Origin of the sequence: Neisseria cinerea (assembly GCF_900475315.1) — a bacterium.
Lineage (GTDB): Bacteria > Pseudomonadota > Gammaproteobacteria > Burkholderiales > Neisseriaceae > Neisseria > Neisseria cinerea.
Genome location: NZ_LS483369.1, coordinates 1,475,140 through 1,496,574 on the forward strand (window position 1 = coordinate 1,475,140; position 21,435 = coordinate 1,496,574).

General features: G+C 51.1%; 17 protein-coding genes. 13 read left to right on the forward strand and 4 right to left on the reverse strand.

Annotation, left to right across the window (positions count from 1 at the left end; all coding sequences use genetic code 11):
• The first annotated feature begins 1 nt into the window (after position 1).
• From gloB to mgtE, 3 genes are all read left to right on the forward strand, one after another.
• The gene (gloB, locus tag DQM57_RS07665; protein WP_111727427.1) at positions 2–760 is read left to right on the forward strand and encodes a hydroxyacylglutathione hydrolase; all 759 of its coding nucleotides are present in this window, start codon (positions 2–4) and stop codon (positions 758–760) included.
• 202 nt (positions 761–962) lie between these two features.
• Positions 963–5,684: a S6 family peptidase gene (locus DQM57_RS09690; RefSeq protein WP_197711720.1), complete on the forward strand. Its 4,722-nt coding sequence runs from the start codon at positions 963–965 to the stop codon at positions 5,682–5,684.
• 236 nt (positions 5,685–5,920) lie between these two features.
• Positions 5,921–7,375, forward strand: coding sequence for a magnesium transporter (gene mgtE / locus DQM57_RS07680; protein ID WP_111727428.1), 1,455 nt, complete (start codon positions 5,921–5,923; stop codon positions 7,373–7,375).
• Positions 7,376–7,467: 92 nt separating this feature from the next.
• Here the strand turns inward: mgtE and hslO are convergent, their stop codons facing one another.
• Positions 7,468–8,373, reverse strand: a complete 906-nt coding sequence (gene hslO / locus DQM57_RS07685) for an Hsp33 family molecular chaperone HslO (protein ID WP_111727429.1) — start codon at positions 8,371–8,373, stop codon at positions 7,468–7,470.
• 244 nt (positions 8,374–8,617) lie between these two features.
• On the opposite strand from hslO, the gene DQM57_RS07695 reads away from it, so the two are divergent.
• The 7 genes from DQM57_RS07695 (at position 8,618) to DQM57_RS07725 (ending at position 15,019) form a co-directional block, all read left to right on the forward strand.
• Complete coding sequence (locus DQM57_RS07695; RefSeq protein ID WP_167395564.1) at positions 8,618–9,199, forward strand: C40 family peptidase; 582 nt, start codon at positions 8,618–8,620, stop codon at positions 9,197–9,199.
• Positions 9,200–9,217: 18 nt separating this feature from the next.
• Positions 9,218–9,436 carry a hypothetical protein gene (locus tag DQM57_RS07700; RefSeq protein WP_003678298.1) on the forward strand — a complete coding sequence of 73 codons (219 nt, stop codon included), beginning with the start codon at positions 9,218–9,220 and terminating at the stop codon, positions 9,434–9,436.
• A gap of 137 nt (positions 9,437–9,573) precedes the next feature.
• Complete coding sequence (locus DQM57_RS07705; RefSeq protein ID WP_111727430.1) at positions 9,574–9,921, forward strand: CidA/LrgA family protein; 348 nt, start codon at positions 9,574–9,576, stop codon at positions 9,919–9,921.
• Positions 9,918–10,610: an LrgB family protein gene (locus tag DQM57_RS07710; RefSeq protein ID WP_111727431.1), complete on the forward strand. Its 693-nt coding sequence runs from the start codon at positions 9,918–9,920 to the stop codon at positions 10,608–10,610. Before DQM57_RS07705 ends, DQM57_RS07710 begins: the two co-directional genes overlap by 4 nt.
• 55 nt (positions 10,611–10,665) lie before the next feature.
• Positions 10,666–12,075, forward strand: coding sequence for a chloride channel protein (locus DQM57_RS07715; protein WP_111727432.1), 1,410 nt, complete (start codon positions 10,666–10,668; stop codon positions 12,073–12,075).
• A gap of 226 nt (positions 12,076–12,301) precedes the next feature.
• Positions 12,302–13,693, forward strand: coding sequence for an ATP-dependent RNA helicase HrpA (gene hrpA / locus DQM57_RS07720; RefSeq protein WP_111727433.1), 1,392 nt, complete (start codon positions 12,302–12,304; stop codon positions 13,691–13,693).
• A 78-nt stretch (positions 13,694–13,771) separates the two neighbouring features.
• Complete coding sequence (locus DQM57_RS07725; RefSeq protein WP_111727434.1) at positions 13,772–15,019, forward strand: DNA cytosine methyltransferase; 1,248 nt, start codon at positions 13,772–13,774, stop codon at positions 15,017–15,019.
• A 13-nt stretch (positions 15,020–15,032) separates the two neighbouring features.
• Here DQM57_RS07725 and DQM57_RS07730 read toward each other — a convergent pair whose 3' ends face one another.
• Positions 15,033–15,815: an LlaMI family restriction endonuclease gene (locus DQM57_RS07730; RefSeq protein ID WP_111727435.1), complete on the reverse strand. Its 783-nt coding sequence runs from the start codon at positions 15,813–15,815 to the stop codon at positions 15,033–15,035.
• Positions 15,816–15,946: 131 nt separating this feature from the next.
• Here DQM57_RS07730 and DQM57_RS07735 point away from each other — a divergent pair, with 131 nt between their 5' ends.
• Positions 15,947–18,898 (forward strand): DUF3418 domain-containing protein, encoded by a 2,952-nt coding sequence (locus DQM57_RS07735; RefSeq protein ID WP_111727436.1) that lies wholly within the window; start codon positions 15,947–15,949, stop codon positions 18,896–18,898.
• A 70-nt stretch (positions 18,899–18,968) separates the two neighbouring features.
• Positions 18,969–20,042, forward strand: coding sequence for a DNA cytosine methyltransferase (locus DQM57_RS07740; protein ID WP_111727437.1), 1,074 nt, complete (start codon positions 18,969–18,971; stop codon positions 20,040–20,042).
• Here the strand turns inward: DQM57_RS07740 and DQM57_RS07745 are convergent.
• Positions 20,034–20,780 carry a hypothetical protein gene (locus DQM57_RS07745; protein ID WP_111727438.1) on the reverse strand — a complete coding sequence of 249 codons (747 nt, stop codon included), beginning with the start codon at positions 20,778–20,780 and terminating at the stop codon, positions 20,034–20,036. The two genes, DQM57_RS07740 and DQM57_RS07745, sit on opposite strands and share 9 nt — an antisense overlap.
• A 10-nt stretch (positions 20,781–20,790) precedes the next feature.
• On the reverse strand, positions 20,791–21,000 hold the full coding sequence (locus tag DQM57_RS07750) for a helix-turn-helix domain-containing protein (protein ID WP_111727439.1): 210 nt from the start codon (positions 20,998–21,000) through the stop codon (positions 20,791–20,793).
• A gap of 253 nt (positions 21,001–21,253) precedes the next feature.
• Between DQM57_RS07750 and DQM57_RS09695 the strand changes: the two genes are divergently transcribed.
• Positions 21,254–21,406, forward strand: coding sequence for a hypothetical protein (locus DQM57_RS09695; protein ID WP_167395565.1), 153 nt, complete (start codon positions 21,254–21,256; stop codon positions 21,404–21,406).
• Positions 21,407–21,435 lie beyond the last annotated feature (29 nt).

Here is a 21,435-nt window from a genome sequence, read left to right on the forward strand (position 1 = left end):
CATGAAAATCACACCCGTCAAAGCCTTGACCGACAACTACATTTGGATGATACAGGAAGGCAACCATGCCGTCTGCGTCGATCCCTCCGACCCCACACCCGTATTGGAATTCCTCGTACGCAACCGACTCATGCTTGCCCAAACATGGGTAACTCACCCCCACCCCGACCACGAGGGCGGTGCTGCCGCACTGTGGCGCGGCTACATGGAATCGCCCATTTACGGTGAAACCGACATCGAAGCAGCAACCCACACCGTAACCGCAGGCACCCAATTTACCTTCGGCGAAGGGTTAATCACCGTTTGGGCAACCCCGGGCCATACCGACCGCCACATCAGCTACCTCATGGAAACTTCAGACGGCATACACGTCTTTTGCGGCGACACCCTTTTTTCCGCCGGCTGCGGACGCGTGTTCACCGGTACGGTCGAACAGCTTTACGACAGCTTCCAACGGTTCAACCAATTACCCGAAGGCACCCTGTTCTACCCGGCACACGAATACACCGCCGCCAACCTAGATTTTGCCGCCCATATCGAGCCGGACAACGCCGACATTCAGGCGGCATTGAAGGCGGCGGCGCATACGCCAACCCTGCCCGTTACCCTCGCACATGAACGCCGCATCAATCCGTTTTTGCGCGTCGACCTGCCGCACGTCAGGGCCCGCGTCGAGGCATTGAGCGGGAAAACGTTAAACAGCAGCCTCGATACCTTTATCGCACTGCGTGAACTTAAAAACCGATACCGGACGAAATAAAACAACAGGAAAACGCAGCCATTCCTAGGATTTTTATTAAAATCTTAAATAAAATCATACAATCATCACCAATAGACGAAAGGACGCCGTTCCCTTATAATCAAACAAAAACAAAATATACAATATAAATCCAGCACAAAACGGGGCCGGTGATTCTTACCCGCAAGAATCGTTGATTTTCTCTATTACACGGATAATCATCATGCGCTTCACACACACCACCCCGTTTTATTCCGTATTGTCCACCCTCGGTCTTTTTGCCGTTTCCCCTGCTTACTCATCCATTGTCCGCAGCGATGTCGATTACCAATATTTTCGCGACTTTGCCGAAAATAAAGGTGCATTCTCCGTAGGTGCAAGCAATATTTCCATCCGAGACAAGCAAGGCAAAATATTAGGCAGGGTTCTCAACGGCATCCCCATGCCCGACTTCCGCGTCAGCAACCGCCAAACCGCCATCGCCACCCTGGTTCACCCCCAATACGTTAACAGCGTCAAACACAACTCCGGCTACGGTTCCATACAATTCGGCAACGACACCCAAAATCCCGAAGAACAAGCCTATACCTACCGCCTCATATCACGAAACCCGCACCCTGGCTACGACTACCACCTTCCCCGCCTCAACAAACTGGTTACCGAAATCTCACCTGCCGCACTCAGCAGCGTACCCTTGCTTGGAAACGGCCAGCCAAAGACCAATGCCTACCTTGATACCGACCGCTTCCCCTACTTTGTACGGCTCGGCTCGGGCACGCAACAAGTCCGTAAAGCAAACGGCACGCGCACACAAACCGCTCCGGCATACCAATACCTGACCGGCGGCACAGCGCTAAAAGTATTGGGTTCCCAAAACCACGGTTTACGCGTCGGCGGCAGCCTGACCGACCAACCCCTTAACACCTACGCAATCCCCGGAGACAGCGGTTCCCCCCTGTTCGCTTTCGACAAGTATGAAAACCGCTGGGTGCTTGCGGGCGTACTCGGCACCTACACCGGCTTCGACAACTTCTTCAACAACTACATCGTCACCCAACCCGAATTCATCCGTTCCACCATCCGCCAATACGAAACCCGGCTGGATGTCGGGCTGACCACCAACGAACTCATATGGCGCGACAGCGGCAAGGGCCGCAGCACCCTGCAAGGGCTCAACGAACGCATCACCCTGCCCATTGCAAACCCTTCGCTTGCCCCACAAAACGACAGCAGGCACATGCCGTCTGAAGATGCCGGCAAAACGCTCATCCTATCCAGCAAGTTCGACAACAAAACACTGATACTGGCAGACAATATCAACCAAGGCGCAGGCGCATTGCAGTTCGACAGCAACTTCACCGTTGTCGGTAAAAACCGCACATGGCAAGGTGCAGGCGTTATCGTAGCCGACGGCAAACGCGTCTTCTGGCAAGTCAGCAACCCCAAAGGCGACCGGCTCTCCAAACTGGGCGCAGGCACGCTTATCGCCAACGGACAAGGCATCAACCAGGGCGACATCAGCATCGGGGAAGGCACTGTCGTACTCGCCCAAAAAGCCGCTTCAGACGGCAGCAAACAAGCATTCAACCAAGTCGGCATCACCAGCGGCAGGGGCACGGCCGTCCTCGCCGACAGCCGGCAAATCAAACCCGAAAACCTCTATTTCGGCTTCAGGGGCGGACGGCTCGACCTCAACGGCAACAACCTTGCCTTTACCCATATCCGCCATGCGGACGGCGGCGCGCAAATCGTCAACCACAACCCTGACCAAGCCGCGACACTGACGCTGACCGGCAACCCCGCCCTCAGTCCCGACCATGTCGAGTGGGTGAAATGGGGCAACCGTCCGCAAGGCAACGCGGCGGTTTACGAATACATCAACACGCACCGCAACCGTCGGACCGACTACTTCATACTCAAACCCGGCGGCAACCCGCGCGAATTTTTCCCGTTAAATATGGAAAACTCAACAAGCTGGCAATTTGTCGGCAACAACAGGCAACAGGCCGCCAAACAAGTCGCCCAAGCCGAAAATGCCCGCCCCGACCTGATTACCTTCGGCGGATACTTGGGTGAGAACGCGCAAACGGGCAAAGCCGCACCGAGTTACAGCAAAACCAATATCGAATGGGTGCAATGGTCCAAACACCCCACACAAGCCCTTGCTCTATACGAATACGTCAACCCGCACAGTGGCAGGCGTACCGACTATTACCGCCTCAAAGAAGGCGGTAACCCCGGCGCCTACTTCCCATGGGATGCCTACAGCACCCAAGACTGGGAATTTCTCGGACATGACCGCGAAGCAGCCATAGAAAAAACCCGCCATATCGCAAATGCCGCCGTATACGGACGGCCTGAATACCGTTACAACGGGGCACTCAACCTGCACTACCGTCCCAAACGCACCGACAGCACGCTGTTGCTCAACGGCGGCATGAACCTTAACGGTGAAGTCTTGATTGAGGGCGGCAATATGATTGTGTCAGGCAGACCCGTACCCCATGCCTACGACCACCAGGCCAAACGCGAACCCATTCTTGAAAACGAATGGACCGACGGTAGCTTCAAGGCTGCGCGTTTCACCCTCAGAAACCATGCCCGACTGACGGCAGGGCGCAATACCGCGCATCTGGACGGCGACATAACCGCATACGATCTGTCCGGCATCGACCTCGGCTTTACCCAAGGCAAAACACCGGAATGCTACCGTTCCTACCATAGCGGCAGCACCCACTGCACACCCAACGCCGTTTTAAAAGCCGAAAACTATCGTGCACTACCTACAACGCAAGTACGCGGCGACATTACCCTTAACGACCGTTCAGAGCTCCGCCTGGGCAAAGCACACCTGTACGGCAGCATCCGTGCCGGCAAAGACACCGCAGTCCGTATGGAAGCAGACAGCAACTGGACACTTTCCCAGTCCAGCCACACCGGCGCACTGACGCTTGACGGCGCACAAATCACCCTGAACCCCGATTTCGCCAACAATACACACAACAACCGCTTCAACACGCTGACCGTCAACGGCACACTTGACGGATTCGGCACATTCCGATTCCTGACCGACATCGTCCGAAAACAAAACGACCTCCTCAAACTAGAAGGGAACAGCCGCGGCGCATTCCAAATCCACGTTAGAAACACCGGACAAGAACCTCAAACAACCGAATCGCTTGCACTTGTGAGCCTCAACCCGAAACACAGCCACCAAGCCCGATTCACCCTACAAAACGGCTATGCCGATTTGGGTGCCTACCGCTACATCCTCCGCAAAAACAACAACGGATACAGCCTGTATAACCCGCTCAAAGAGGCCGAACTTCAAATTGAAGCCACGCGTGCGGAACATAAGCGCAACCAACGGGCATACGACAAATTACACGCCAAACTTACCCTCAAACAACAAGAAACCGAACGGCTGCAGCATATCCACCAACAGGCTCAAACCAACCAAAACGGCAGTGAAGGCAGACTGGCCCAAATCAACCGGGAAATCAACCAACTGCAGCAAAACTTCAACCAGACCGCAGCCGAATACAACCGGACCAACCGCTCCCGTACGCTCAAACGGCGCTCAATCTACGGGCAATATATCCGGTTGCAAAATACCCTCCACAGCCGCCAACAACAGGCAACCGACATCAGCAGACAGGCTCAAAATGACGCTGACGCGACTAGGCAGGCACTACAGGCCTGGCAGAACAGTCAAACCGAACTTGCCCGCATCGACAGCCAAGTCCAATATCTGTCCACCCAATTGAAACAGACAGACCCGCTGACCAGCATTCTGACGCGTGCCCAAAACCTGTGTGCCGCACAAGGATACAGTGCCGACATCTGCCGTCAGGTTGCCAAAGCCGCCAACACGAACGACCTGACACTCTTCGAAACCGAACTGGATACGTACATAGAACGTGTAGAAATGGCCGAATCCGAACTTGACAAAGCACAGCAAGGCGGCGATGCGCAAGCCGTCGAAACAGCCCGGCACGCCTACCTGAACGCACTCAACCGTCTGTCCCGACAAATCCACAGTTTGGAAACCGGCGTTGCCGACATCCGTATGCCGAACCAGGCCGAACTGATCAGCCGGTCGGCCAACACCGCCGTTTCCGAACAGGCCGCCTACAATACCGGCCGGCAACAGGCGGGACGCCGCATCGACCGCCACCTTACCGATCCGCAACAGCAAAACATCTGGCTGGAAACCGGTACGCAACAAACCGACTACCATAGCGGCACACATCGTCCCTACCAACAGACTACCGACTATACACATATCGGCATCCAAACCGGCATCACCGACCGTCTCAGTGTCGGTACGATTTTGACCGATGAGCGTACAAACAACCGTTTTGATGAAGGCGTATCCGCCCAAAACCGCAGCAACGGCGCACATCTGTTCGTCAAAGGGGAAAACGGCGCACTCTTTGCCGCGGCAGATTTAGGCTACAGCAACAGCCGTACCCGATTTACCGATTATGACGGGGCTGCCGTCCGCCGCCACGCATGGGATGCGGGCATCAACACCGGCATCAAAATCGATACCAGCATCAACCTCAGACCCTATGCCGGCATCCGTATAAACCGCAGCAACGGCAACCAGTACGTACTCGACGGTGCAGAGATAAACAGCCCGGCGCAAATCCAAACCACATGGCATGCCGGCATCCGTCTCGATAAAACCGTCGAACTGGGTCAAGCCAAGCTGACCCCCGCCTTCAGCAGCGATTACTACCATACCCGCCAAAACAGTGGCTCCGCCCTCAGCGTCAACGACCGTACCTTACTGCAGCAAGCCGCCCACGGCACACTGCATACCCTGCAAATCGACGCCGGATACAAAGGCTGGAACGCCAAACTTCATGCCGCTTACGGCAAAGACAGCAACACCGCCCGCCACAAACAGGCAGGAATCAAAATAGGCTACAACTGGTAACAAGCCGGTGAAAATGCCGTCTGAAACTCCGCGTTTCAGACGGCATTTACGTTAAAAATAGCAAGCCGTTTCCGACAAAAGAGAGTAAAATAGCGGCGTTTCCGACTCTGTGCCTGCCCTGTCAGGCTTTTATCATGGATCTTCCCAGTCCGTTTTTACCAAACGCACCCCGCACTTCCAACCGACAATAACCATCCCGCCGAAATGCCTCCCCGCGCACGGCGGGCGGAGCATTTATGAGCATCGAACAAACCCCTCCGAACTTTGAAAACAACGGTATCGAAAACGACGTAGAGCGCGTTTCCGCCGATTTCGACCGTATCCACGCACTGTGCGAAATCCTCTCGCCAGCCTTCCCGCAAATTGAGGAAGGTGTGCCGATTGAGGATGAGGCGTTGCGCGACAAATTCACCGAACTGACCGTCCTTCTGAACGAATTGCACCCGGCCGACGTGGCGGCGGTATTGGAATCGCTGCCGCCGCGCGAACGTAATATTGTCTGGATTTTGGTCAAACCGGAAGACGACGGCGAAGTCTTGCTGGAAGTGTCCGATGCAGTCCGCGAAACACTGATCGAGTCGATGGACAAAGACGAGCTGTTGGCAGCGGTCGACGACTTGGATGCGGACGAATTGGCGGAGCTGGCAGACGACCTGCCACACCAAGTGGTTTACGAAGCGCTGCAAACGCGCGATGAAGAAGAGCGTGCGCAAGTCAAAGCGGCAATGTCTTATGAAGACCATCAGGTTGGCGCGATTATGGACTTCGAACTGGTCAGCATCCGTGCCGATGTAACCTGCGAAGTGGTACTGCGTTACCTGCGCCGTTTCGACAGCCTGCCCGACCACACGGATAAAATCTTCGTGGTTGATGAAAACGATGTTTTACAGGGCGTACTGCCCATACGCAAACTCCTAGTCGCCGATCCCGAAGACTTGGTAGAAACCGTAATGGCAAGGGATATCGTACGTTTCCGTGCCGAAGACGATGTGGAAGAGGCCGCGCAGGCATTTGAACGCTACGACTTGGTAACCGCGCCCGTCATCGATGAAAACAAAAAACTCATCGGCAGGGTAACCATCGACGAAATGGTCGACGTCATCCGAGAAGAATCAGAAGCAGATATCCTGAACATGGCGGGTTTGCAGGAAGAAGAAGATTTGTTCGCACCCGTGTGGGATTCGGTGAAAAACCGCTGGATGTGGCTTGCCGTCAACCTCTGTACCGCCTTCCTTGCCAGCCGCGTCATCGGCGCATTCGAAGGCAGTATCGAAAAAATCGTCGCTCTCGCCGCACTGATGCCCATCGTCGCCGGCATAGGCGGCAACTCCGGCAACCAAACCATCACCATGATTGTCCGCGCGATGGCGATGGGGCAGTTGACGGGAATGCAGGCGGGGCGCTTGTTGAAAAAAGAAGTCGGCGTCGCCTTGGTCAACGGCATTATCTGGGGAACCGTCATGGGCGCGGTTTCATGGCTGCTCTACGGCAGCCTCGGCATCGGCTTGGTCATGGTTGCCGCGATGACGCTCAACCTCCTGCTGGCGGCAACGGTTGGCGTACTGATTCCCGTCATTATGGATAAGTTCGGACGCGATCCCGCACTGGGCAGTTCGGTACTGATTACCGCCGTTACCGACTCCGGCGGCTTCCTGATTTTCTTGGGTCTCGCAACCCTGTTCCTACTTTAAATGCCGTCTGAAACACATGAAAATGCCGTCTGAAACACCCTGTGGGGATTTTCAGACGGCATTTCACTATTTATCTTTGTTGTTACACAAGATTATTGGACGGTATGTCGGGACTGCTCTCGGGCAACGCCGACCACATCCGCACCAAACAGCGCATTGACATCGGTTTCGTCAAACACATATTTGCTGTGGCAGAAGTCGCAATCAATCTCGATGCTGCCTTGTTCCGCCACCACGCTGCCGACTTCTTCCCCGCCCAGCATCAACAGCATATCGCTGACCTTGCCCCGAGAACAGGTACATGAAAATTCAAACGTTTCCGGCTCGAATACGCGCGGCGGTGTTTCGTGGAACAGGCGGTACAAAACATGTTGCGCATCCAATTCTGCCAGCTCGCCCGCCGTCAGTGTGCGCGCCAGCGTACTAACGTGTTCCCATGCCTCTTCATCCAACACCTCTTCAGGCAGACGCTGCACCAGCAGACCGCCCACCGCTTCGTCGCTTGCAGACAGGACGATGTGCGTATCAAGCTGTTCGGAACGTTTCATATAGTTCACCAACATTTGCGCGATACCGTCGCCTTCCAAAGGCACTACACCCTGCCAAGGTTCGCCGTCTTTGGGCTGCAGCGTCAGCACGAATACGCCGCCCTCGCCCAAAAGGTCGGCCAAACTTTCATCTTCACCGATTTCTGCCGCCTCGTCCCACCGCGCGGTTGCACGGACGGTACGGTCAGAAGTCGCTTCCGCAACCAACATTTTCAGCCGCCCCTGCCCCTGAACCTGCACAATCAGCGCACCTTCGTTTTTTAAGTTGCCCGACAGCAACACACCCGCCGCCAACAACTCGCCCAAAGCACGACGGATGGCGGAAGGATAGTTTTTCTGCTTCACGATGTGCCGCCATACGTTTTCCAAGCGGACATGCAGCCCGCGTACGGGCATATCGTCAAAAATAAAACGGGTACGTACATCGGCATGGCGGATATTTTGATTCATTATTCTCTCTGATTGATTGTTCGGATGGCGGATATATGGTTGCGGTCTGCCCGAAAACAAGGTCATGCATAGAATATGCCCGTTTAAATATCCGATAAAACAAATAAAATCAAAAGATTAACTCAATCTAACAAGCAGTTTTTGCCAAACCGGTGTTTTTTTATATACAATCAACAAGATATTTTTAATTGATACAGCATAACATCGCATGGCGGCATGAGGCCTCCTGCGCGGAAACACCGATATGGATTCTTTTCTCAAGCCGGTCATTCTGGCGGTATTGTGGCTGGTATTTGCCGCCCGTCCCGCCTTTGCCGACGAGTTGACCAACCTGCTCAGCAACCGCGAGCAAATTCTCAAACAGTTTGCCGAAAACGGACAATACACCCAAACCGCCCGCACTAATAATGACCGTACTTCAGGTTCCGCCGACGAGCTTATCGGCAATGCGATGGGACTCTTGGGCGTCGCCTACCGCTACGGCGGTACGTCGGCCTCCACCGGATTCGACTGCAGCGGCTTCATGCAGCACATCTTCAAACGCGCGATGGGCATCAACCTGCCGCGTACGTCGGAAGAACAGGCGCGGATGGGCTCTTCCGTTTCCCGAAGCGACCTGCAGCCCGGCGATATGGTCTTCTTCCGCACGCTCGGCGGCGGCCGGATTTCACATGTCGGACTCTATATCGGCAACGACCGCTTCATCCATGCACCGCGCACGGGAAAAAATATCGAAATCACCAGCCTGAGCCACAAATATTGGAGCAGTAAATATGCGTTCGCCCGTCGGGTTAAGAAAAACGATTCATCCCGCTTTCTAAACTGATTTCCCAAGGAATACGCAATGAGTATGCCCGAAATGCCCAAATGGTACGATGACGACGGACAGATCGTATCCTGTACCGAAAAAGTCAAAGTAATGGCCGAAAACATGACCGAACTGTACCAGACGGCACAGGATGCGTTTGAAGACGCGTTGCTGATGGGCTGCAGCGAACAGCAGTTGCGCGATTATCTGCACACGCTGATTGCCGGCTTGGACAACCCCTACCGCAAAGCCTGAACAGGGTACATGTCATGTGGCACGGTTTATCCGTGCCGTTTTCCGTTTGCGTCCCGGCTTTTCAGACAGCATGAATAACGTTATGATTAAACAGTTAACAAAATAAATCATTCCACGCCGGCATCCGGACACCCGCTATGAACATCATCCGCGCACTACTCATCATCCTCGGCTGCCTCTCTGTCGGCGAAACTGCCGTTTACCTCAGCGGCATCAAGCTGCCCGGCAGCATTATCGGCATGGGCGTACTGTTCCTCATGCTTCAGGCAGGATGGGTCAAACCTTCATGGTTGCAAGAGTTGACCGACGCGCTGATGTCAAACCTGACGCTGTTCCTCGTGCCGCCCTGCGTTGCCGTCATCAGCTACCTTGACCTCATCACCGACGACTGGTTCCCTATACTGACTGCTACCGCCGCTAGCACGCTGTGCGTCCTAATCGTTACCGGCAAAGTCCACCAGTGGATACGGGGTATTATCCGATGAACGAAATCCTCAGACAGCCGAGCATCCTGCTTTTCCTCACGCTTGCCGCGTACGCGCTCGCCATCATCATTAGGAAGCGGACGGGCAACATACTCTTCAACCCCGTCCTAATCAGCACGGTTGCGCTGATTGCCTACCTGAAAATCCTCAACATTGATTACGCGGTGTATCACAACGCCGCACAATTCATTGATTTCTGGCTTAAACCCGCCGTTGTCGTACTTGCCGTCCCGCTCTACCAAAACCGCCGAAAAATCTTCAACCAATGGCTGCCCGTCATCGTTTCGCAACTTGCAGGCAGCATTACGGGCATCGTTACGGGAATGTATTTTGCCAAATGGCTGGGAGCGGGGCGCGATGTCGTTCTCTCCCTTGCCTCCAAATCCGTGACAAACCCCATTGCCATCGAAATTACCCGTTCCATCGGCGGCATTCCCGCCATTACCGCCGCCACCGTCATCATCGCCGGCCTCGTCGGGCAGATTGCCGGTTACAAAATGTTGAAAAACACGGTCGTTATGCCCTCGTCTGTCGGAATGTCGCTCGGCACGGCTTCGCACGCGATGGGCATTGCCGCCTCGCTCGAACGCAGCCGGCGTATGGCGGCATACGCTGGACTGGGGCTGACGCTCAACGGCGTACTGACCGCACTCATCGCTCCGTTAATCATACCCGTTTTAGAATTTTGAACCCGTTTCAGACGGCATACCGGGATATGCCGTCTGAAATGTCGGAATACACGTCATGACACCTACGCTTCCCCGGCGCATCGCTCGCAAAATCCGTCAAACCCGCCGCCTGTCGCGCAAAAGCATCGCCTTTGTGTTCCTCTTGGCAGGCTCGGCACTCGTTGCCCTGACCGCGCTGTTTTTCGCCCACCTTGCCGACTTTGCACTGGAACTGAACACCAACCTGGTTCAGAAATACCCGTGGTTCGCGTGGATTGCCCTGCCGCTGGGATTACCCGCCATCACCTGGTTTACACGCAAATATGCGCCATACACATCGGGCAGCGGCATCCCCCAAGTCATCGCCTCACTGTCACTGCCCTACGGCGCACAAAAAACACGGCTGATCCGCCTCAAACCGACACTGCTGAAAATCCCGCTCACCTTTTTGGGCATGCTGTTCGGTGCATCCATCGGACGCGAAGGCCCGTCCGTTCAGGTAGGCTCGGCAGTGATGGGGGCGTGGGGCGCGTGGTGCAAAAAACACGGTTTGGCATTCAAAGGGATGCAGGAAAACGATTTGATGGCGGCGGGGGCGGCGGGCGGCTTGGCAGCCGCATTCAACGCACCTTTGGCAGGCGTGATTTTCGCCATTGAGGAACTGGGGCGCGGCATCATGTTGCGCTGGGAGAGACAGATTCTTTTGGGCGTGCTCGCCTCCGGTTTTATACAGGTCGCCATTCAGGGCAACAACCCGTATTTTTCCGGCTTCAACGGCGGTGTTTTGGAACATATCTTTCTGTGGGTCGCACTGTCCGGTCTGGTTTGCGGCGCGGCGGGCGGCCTGTTCGGACGGCTGCTCTATCATGGTGCGGCGGCATTTTCCCCGCGCAAAATACGGGGCTTCGTCCGCAATCATCCGTTGTTGCTCTCGGCTGTCATGGGTCTGCTGCTTGCCGCATTGGGCACGCTTTACCAGGGCAGGACTTACGGTACGGGCTACCATGAAGCCGCCCAAGCCCTAAACGGCATTTACGAAGCCCCCTTCGGTCTGGCTGCGGCAAAATGGCTCGCCACCGTTTTCAGCTATTGGGCGGGCATACCGGGCGGCATCTTTACCCCCTCGCTGACCATAGGCGCATTCTTAGGCGAACACATCGCCTCCGTCGCCAACGTATCTGCCGGTGCAAACATCATCGTCCTCATCTGCATGGCGGCATTTCTGGCAGGTGCGACACAATCCCCGATAACTTCCGCCGTCGTCGTCATGGAAATGACCGGCGGGCAAAGCCTGCTGTTTTGGATGCTGATTGCCTGCATTTTCGCTTCGCAGGTTTCGCGCCAGTTTTCGCCGCAGCCGTTTTACCATGCATCGGGAATGCGTTTCCGCCGGCGCGTGCTGCAGGAAACCGCCGCCCAAACCGGCAATGCGCCCGCAGGACTGCAAACCGCAAACAGCAAAGCGGGAATGCCGTCTGAAAATTAAAACGCCCCGATCAAACGCCGGCAGCCGCCCCTTCACGCAGCCGGGACGGGGCGCAGGGCAAACCGCCTTGATTCGAATACCGTTCCGCCGCCGCTTGAGACTTCAGCAACAATGCCGTCTGAACGACAGAATGCGGTTTTCAGACGGCATTTCCCCATCCAGATATTGCCCGAACCCAACCAAAGCGTTTGCTATAATTATATTTTTTACCGCACACGCACCAATCATGTTTCCCGATTTCTCCCAAACCCTCTCCAAAGACCGCCACTTCCTGCAATCCGCCTTCAAAAATCCCAACAAATACGGCGGCTTGTCCAAAGTCGAAGAAAAATACCGAAAATCGCACGAAATCTTTTTGAAGCGTTTGGCCGCATTGCCCAAGCCCGAATTCGACAACACGCTGCCTGTTCACGAAAAACTCGACGAAATCAAAAAAGCCATTGCCGAGAATCAGGTAACGATTATCTGCGGCGAAACCGGTTCGGGCAAAACCACGCAGTTACCCAAGATTTGTTTGGAACTCGGACGCGGGGCGGCAGGGCTGATCGGGCATACCCAGCCGCGCCGTTTGGCCGCGCGTTCGGTGGCAGAGCGGATTGCCGAAGAGCTGAAATCCGAAATCGGCAGCGCGGTCGGCTATAAAGTGCGCTTTACCGACCACACCTCGCGCGATGCCTGCGTCAAGCTGATGACCGACGGCATCCTGTTGGCAGAAACCCAGACCGACCGTTATCTCGCCGCCTACGACACGATTATCATCGACGAAGCGCACGAACGCAGCCTGAACATCGACTTCCTCTTGGGCTATTTGAAACAGCTCCTGCCGCGCCGCCCCGATTTAAAAGTCATCATCACCTCGGCAACCATAGACGCAGAACGCTTCTCCCAACACTTCAACGGCGCGCCCGTACTGGAAGTGAGCGGGCGCACTTATCCCGTCGAAATCCTCTACCGCCCGCTGACCAGCAAAGACGAAGACGATGCAGAAGTCGAGCTGACCGACGCGATTGTCGATGCGGCGGACGAATTGGCGCGACACGGCGAAGGCGATATTTTGGTGTTTCTGCCAGGCGAACGCGAAATCCGCGAAGCCACCGAAGCTCTGCGCAAATCCCCGCTGCGCCGCAACGACGAAATCCTGCCCCTGTTCGCACGCCTGTCGCACGCCGAACAGCACAAAATCTTCCATCCTTCGGGCGCGAAACGCCGCATCGTGTTAGCAACCAACGTCGCCGAAACCTCGCTCACCGTGCCGGGCATCAAATACGTCATCGACACCGGCCTCGCGCGCGTCAAACGCTATTCCGCACGGGCGAAGGTGGAACAGCTCCATGTAGAGAAAATCTCCCAAGCCGCCGCCCGCCAACGTTCCGGCCGCTGCGGCCGCGTCTCCGCAGGCGTGTGTATCCGACTGTTTTCAGAAGAAGATTTCAACAGCCGCACCGAATTCACCGACCCCGAAATCGTCCGCAGCAACCTCGCCGCCGTCATCCTACGCATGGCAGCGTTGAAACTGGGCGACGTGGCGGCATTCCCATTCCTCGAAGCACCAGACCAGCGGTATATCAATGACGGTTTTCAGGTGTTGTTGGAGTTGGGTGCGGTGGAGGCCGTCTGAAAGTTAATTACACTTGATATTTCATAATAACCCTAATAAAATATCCGGGATTATTACAGGATATTTTAAGGTGATTTTATGCTTAAATCGTATGTTGAAGAAAAACGTTTGGAACTTGGATTAACGCAAAAAGAATTTGCTCAGTTATTGGGAATGAAAGAAAACGGTGAAAGAACAGTTCGTGGATGGGAGAGCGGTTTACATAAGCCAAGCCCTGCACGAATGAGGTTAATTCAAAGTTTAAAAGCAGATCATCCATTTAAACAATCAACAAATTCACTGTTTACATTTATTGATTTATTTGCAGGCATAGGTGGTATTCGTCTGCCTTTTCAACAGTTAGGAGGAGAATGTGTTTTTTCAAGCGAAATAGATAAGCATGCACAAAAAACCTATTTTGCGAATTATGGAGAATATCCAAGCGGAGATATTACGCAAATTTTAGCCGATCAAATCCCAGATCATGATATTTTATTAGCCGGATTTCCATGCCAAGCTTTTTCTCAAGCTGGCCTTAAAAAAGGATTTCAAGATACTCGTGGAACAATGTTTTTTGAAATTCAACGTATTTTGGTAGAAAAACGTCCTAAAGTATTTTTATTGGAAAATGTTAAGCGTTTAAAAACAGATCGAAAAGGACAGACCTTTCAAACAATTTATGACATCTTGACTGGACAATATCAGGGAGAACCTGATAGCGATATTCCAATGTCTACCGAAGCAAGAAAAGCATTTTTTAAAAAACTTAATTACTGGGTAGATTTTAAAGTCTTGCGAGCCTCTGATTTTGGCGTGCCTCAAAATCGGGAACGTATTTTTATCGTTGGTTTTAATAAAGATTACTTTAATAAAATTAGTGACTTTTCGGAAATTTTTTCTTTTCCTGAGCCAACTTTTAAAAGAACAAAAGTTGGAGACATATTGGAATATATTTCAGCAGATGATACAACTTACACACTTTCGGACAATTTGTGGCAGGGACATCAAAAAAGAAAAGCGGAACATATCGAAAAAGGTAATGGTTTTGGTTATAGTCTATTTAACTCAGAAAGTGAATATACCAATACCATTAGTGCACGATATTATAAAGATGGCTCAGAAGCCTTGATTGATCAATCTCATTTTGGGAAAAACCCAAGAATGCTTACTCCGAGAGAGTGTGCTCGTTTACAAGGATTCCCAGAGAATTATTTGGTTGATGCTGTTTCAAAAGCACAATCCTATAAACAATTTGGTAATTCTGTTTGTGTGAAAGTAATTGAGGCAGTTGCTAAAAAAATGCTTTCTGCTTTAGAAAAAGCAGAAAGCATACAAAGACAATTCTAAAATTTTTAATTACTTAATTTTCTTGAGGAAAGGGAGGGTATTTACGCACAATCAGTGAATCCCAATAAGTATTATTAGCTCTCCATTGGGAATAGTTGCGTTCATTACCCTCATACATGCCGCTATCAAAGAAGACGACCCCTGATCGTACCAATTTAAGCCAATTTTCAAAATTCATTGGCTCACCGAAAACAATGGTACGATAGACACCACAGTCATCTTGTAAACACTTAAACCAGCCATTTTGTGAGAATTTTTTTGTAAATTTCGGTTGTAACCATTCTTTACTCCAACTAGCTAATGTTAAATTTTCTTGTTGCAACCAAGTAGGTACTATTTTGTCTTTATTAGGGCGAGGGTCCTGCGAATAATTATAAACAATTTTAATAGTATCATCTTCATCAATCAACATTTTAGAACCATTCCAAGAAGAAGGTCGATGAATAGTAGGAATAGGCTCACCAGACCAAGAATAACGCCCATTTTTTTGAGCATTGGGTTTACCGAAAATCTTGATAAATTGAGTTCTACTCAAATTTAATTGATTGTTTTTGAAAATATAATAATCAGCACTCCAATCTCCAAATGTTGTTTTACCACTTGTCGTATGATTTTTCATTTCATAACCAAATAAATCTGCTTCATTATGGGCATTATGGCTAATTCCCATTTGTGTTTCCAACCAATGACCTGCACGGCCATCATGATTTTGATTTAATAGACTGGTATCAGGTTTTTTTTCATAAACATTTTCTCTAAATCGACGAATAATTTCTAATTCTTGTTCAATAACCATTATTTTCTCCAAATTTGTAATAAGGGAGTAATAATATTGGGGGAGATAAGTACAAAAACAAGATTAATCTGTAAACTCCGAATTATTATGAGAAATATTGATACTAAGATTATCGATCGATCTAGAAAGCTATGCAAAATATGAAAAACCAAGTACGCGGATCAGGCATGGATGCCCGACCCAACCCAGCCAATGTTTCAGACGGCCTGCAAAACAGTTCGGGCCATATCGGTACCAACACGCGCTACCGCCTGACCAAACTCGGCGAACAAATGGCGCGCCTGCCCATCGACCCGAAAATCGCGCGCATTTTGTTGGCGGCGAAGAAGCACGACTGCATAGCGGAAATATTGGTAATCGCGTCCGCACTGTCGATTCAAGACCCGCGCGAGCGGCCGCTGGAGGCACGCGATGCCGCGGCCAAGGCGCACGAGCGTTTTACCGATAAGCAATCCGACTTTCTTGCCTATCTGAATATTTGGGACAGCTTTCAGCGCGAGCGCGACAAAGGTTTGTCCAACAAGCAGCTGGTGCAGTGGTGTCGTCAATATTTCCTGTCACACCTGCGGATGCGTGAGTGGCGCGAGCTGCACCACCAGCTTGCCCAAACCGCGATTGAAATGGGTTTGACCACCAAGGAAGTCGCTTTCAGACGACCTCCCGAAGCCAAGCAACTGACGTCGTCTGAAAACCAAGGCGACCAAGACTTATCCGCCAAACTCAAACAAAAACAACTGGATAAAAAGCAACACCGCGCCCAAATCCGTGCCGCCAAAGAAGCCGGCTACGAACAAATCCACCGCGCCCTACTGACTGGCCTTATTGCCAACGTCGGCATGAAATCGCCCGATGGCAACGACTACACCGGCGCGCGCGGCAGCCGCTTCCACCTTTTCCCCGCCTCAGCCCTGTTCAAAGCCAAACCCAAATGGGTGATGGCGGCAGAATTGGTTGAAACCACACGCCTTTACGCACGCGACGCCGCCGTTATCCAGCCTGAATGGATAGAGCAGGAAGCGCCGCACCTCGTCCGCTATCATTATTTCGAGCCGCACTGGGAGCAAAAACGCGGCGAAGTCGTCGCCAGCGAACGCGTGACGCTTTACGGCCTGACCGTATTGCCGCGCCGCCCCGTGTCTTACGGCAAAGTTGCGCCCGAAGAAGCGCGCGAAATCTTTATCCGCGGCGCATTGGTGGCGCAGGAAAGTAATCTTCAAACGGCCTTTTTTGCCCACAATAAAAAGCTGATTAAAGAAATTACTGAACTTGAACACAAATCGCGCAAGCAAGACGTATTGGTCGATGACGAAGCCCTGTTTGCGTTTTATAACGAACGTCTACCCGAGCTGGTGTGGAAAGATGCGAAAGGCGGCGTTTGGGGAAGTGAAGAGGGCGGACAAACCCAGTCGGACAAGACGGTCGGACAAAACGGACAAGCAAACCAGCGCAACGCAGAGAGTGTGGCGCAAGCCACGCACGCGGATTCCAAAGATGCGTCCAACCGCGTGCGTGAACCGAGTTCACATACCCGACAAAATGTTTCAGACGATCCCAAACCCAATAAGCAGCCAGCATCTCAAAAAGGCCGTCTGAAACCTTTGCCCCTTGCCGATATCCGCACCTTTGAAGCCTGGCTCAAAACCGCCGAACGCGACAATCCGCGCTTGCTGTTCCTCAGCCGCAACGATTTGATGCAACACGCCGCCGCGCACATTACCGAAGAACAGTTCCCCAAATTCTGGCAAACCGCAGACGGCAAGTTCAAACTTTCCTACCGCTTCGAGCCGCACCATCCGCTCGACGGCGTGACCATGACCGTGCCGCTGACCGTCCTCAACCGCCTGCATGCGCCGTCACTCGAATGGCTGGTGCCTGGTATGTTGCGCGAAAAAATCCAATTGCTGATTAAAGCACTGCCGAAGCAAATCCGCCGCATTTGCGTACCTGTACCCGATTTCATCACCAAATTTCTCGAAAGCAATCCCGACTGCCAAGCGGCCATCATTCCCCAGTTGGCGCACTTTATCGCCAAAAGTGCCGGCGATATGCGGATTCTCGAGCAAATCGACCAAGACGCATGGGCGGCGCAAGAATTGCCCGAACACTGCTATCTGAATCTGCGCATTATCGACGACGGCGGACAAGAGCTTGCAGGCGGCCGCAAACTGCATGAGTTGCAACAACAACTCGGCCAAGCCGCCGCCGTCACCTTCCGCGACAACACCCAAGAATTTGAGCGCGACAACGTTACCGCATGGGACATCGGCACCCTGCCCGAATCCATCAAATTTGCCCGCGGCAAACAACAGCTCACCGGCTACCTCGGCCTGCAAAAAGAAAAAGACGGCCGCATCGCCCTGCGCCTGTTCGACACCACCGAAGCCGCCGAACAGGCACACCGTCAAGGCGTAATCGAATTGATGAAGCTGCAATTAAAAGAGCAGGTAAAAGATTTAAACAAAGGCATCCAAGGCTTCACCCAAGCCGCCATGCTGCTCAAACACATCAACGCCGACACCTTGCGCGACGACCTCACACAGGCCGTCTGTGACCGCGCCTTTATCGGCGAAGACGAGCTGCCGCGCAACGAAAAAGCCTTCAAAGAACAAATCAAACGCGCACGCAGCCGCCTGCCCGCCGTCAAAGAAGCCCTCAGCCGCTACTTGCAGGAAACCGCAGCCGCCTACGCCGAACTCAACGGCAAACTCGGCAAACATCCATTGACCCACCTCCTAAGACTACGCCTGCAAACCCTGCTTGCCCCCGGCTTTGCCACCCACACCCCGTGGGCACAATGGCCGCGCCTCCCCATCTACCTCAAAGCCATGACCCTGCGCCTCGAAAAATACAGCAGCAACCCCGCCCGCGACGCAGCCCGCGAAGCCGATATTCAAGAGCTGGAACAAATGTGGCAGGAAAAAACCGACGGCTTAGTGAAACAAGGACAGCCCGTTTCAGACGACCTCGCCGCGTTTAAATGGATGATTGAAGAATTGAGAGTGTCGCTGTTCGCACAGGAATTGAAGACGCCGTATCCGGTGTCGGTGAAGAGGTTGGGGAAGGAGTGGGAGAAAATTCCTTAGCATCTTATTGACATTGATTAGGATTTGACTAATACTATAAGTAACATTATAAACGTAATTTGGTTAGAAGATGAAAGCAGTAGATTTATTCTGTGGTTGTGGTGGTTTATCAGAGGGTGCTAGGCAAGCTGGTGTTGATATTTTGGCAGGAATTGATATAGAGAAAAAATATCTTCAAACGTTTGAATATAATTTCCCTAACGCATTGGCTTTAAATAAAAATATTACAATATTTGAACCAGATGATTTATTGACTAGACTAGGCTTAAAACAAGGTGAGTTAGACTTTATAATAGGTGGGCCACCTTGCCAAGGATTCTCTAAGAATACACCTATATCAAAAAGAAGTAGAGATAGCGAAAATAATATTTTAGTTAATTATTTTCTAAGATATTGTGCAAAAATCTTACCAAGAATCATCATAATGGAAAATGTAGCAGAGATGAAAAATGGATTTGATCAGCACTATACCAAAAAGATAGAAGAGGAATTAAGTAAATTAGGGTATAAAGTGATTCATGGAGTTTTAAATGCGGCTGATTTTGGTGTACCTCAAAATAGAAAACGAGCTTTTTTTATTGCAAGGCGAGATGGAAAATCTCCCGTATTTCCACAACCCACCCATGCAAAGTACGGAAATATATCCTTAAATAGTCATATTACGGTTTGGGAGGCGATCAGTGATTTAGTTGAAACAGCTAAGGCCACAATTGAACAATATAAAACCCCCCCACAAAATTCTTACCAGCTAAATATGCGAGAAAAATCAGTAGTAGTGCAAAATCATATTAGTAAGAAACTAACCTCTATACAGCAACAAAGAATTAATTCATTACAACCAGGACAGGGAATAAAAGATTTACCCGATAAGCTACGCCCCAAAAGTGGTTATAGTGGAGCTTATGGAAGACTAACAAAGGATATGATCATGCCAACAATTACGCGTTGGGTTTTTCATGCTGGGTCAGGGCGATGGGGACACCCGACTGAGTATAGACTCATTACAATCCGAGAAGCAGCAAGGCTACATAGCTTCCCTGATAAATTTACATTTATTGGTTCATACACTGAGCAAGCAGGGCAGGTTGGGAATTCCGTCCCTCCCTTGCTTGCCAAAGCTATTGTTGAAGCACAATTAAATTGAATTTAAGCCCTCTAGCAAATGGAAAAATTGTTCTTGAGTTAATCTATTACTGGGGAAGGGAAATTGTATTTTATGTGAGGAACAAACTTCATCCCACCATTTCCTTTCCCCATTAAAATGAAGTTGATTTTCTCCAAGCCCATGCCACGCAAACCATTTACATTGCGTTGGAATGTGTATTCCATGTAAAGCAGGTAGCTGTTCCTTCCCTGTAGTCTTTTTTGGAGTAGACCATGCCCACATAAAATCACTTGGGGAAAACAAAATTGGATTGTCTCTAGTACATAATTTCTTCTCAAAATATGTTAACTTAGTTTCTTCTACAATTAGACGTGAATACCCAACTTCATCTAAATTATATTTATTTATACTCTCTAGAATATGATCATTACAAAATTCAATTAATGTATTGCCTAATATTTGAGTCGCCTCTTTAGCAGATGAATCATTTGCATATGAAGCAGAAATTAAAACATCTGAATTAGGAATTTTCGCTCTTTTCCATGTAATAGGTGTATCAATTTTAGTTGATTTAACTTGCCATCCTACTCTGTTGCTTATGTCTACAACATCCACAAAATCATAGGTTTTTAATACTTTGGCTTTTCTAACATCTCCTAATATATATTCCATCAGAGAACCTGGTACATTATCGGTAGCAAAAGGCAACTTTAGATAGCCCTCCAGTATTTTCTGTAACCGAGCCATCTGATAGACATCAGAATATACTTTACTCATTAGCGTAACCTTAAAAGTCAATTAACTCAGACAACGATATATTTAATGCATTACTAAGTGCACTCAATGTAACAATTGTTGGATTCCGTTTCCCACGTTCTAATGAACTGATGTAGGTACGATGTAGTCCTGACGTTTCCGCCAATTGTTCTTGAGATAAACCTTTTTCTTGACGAATACTTGCCAGATGTAAACCAAATTTTTGAAGTAAATTTTCCATAGGATGAATGTTACTTTTATGAATCCTATATAGCTACACTCTAAGAGTAACAAAGACAAATAAATAATAGTGAATGGTATCTTTCAGGTGTCCGCTCCACCTGCAAACCATGCAAAACTTGGAATCTGTGTATAGGGTGTATGCAGTACACACGCATGCGGTCTTTGCCAAACAAGAATTCCCACCACCCTCTCCCCAAACGTCGCCAAACCAGTAAAACCCATATATTTCAACAACTTCTTGGAAGCAAACCATGCCCCGTATCCACCCACTCCACCTGTTCCCGCCCCATATCGCCGAACGCGACCTGTTGTATTTTGAGCAGGGTAAAGTTCGCGATGTCCAAAAAACTTCCGCCGAGCGTTATCAGGCGGAGGTGTGCGGTTCGGAAAACTATTGGGTATAGTTGAAGCTGGATAGTGATTTGTATATTAA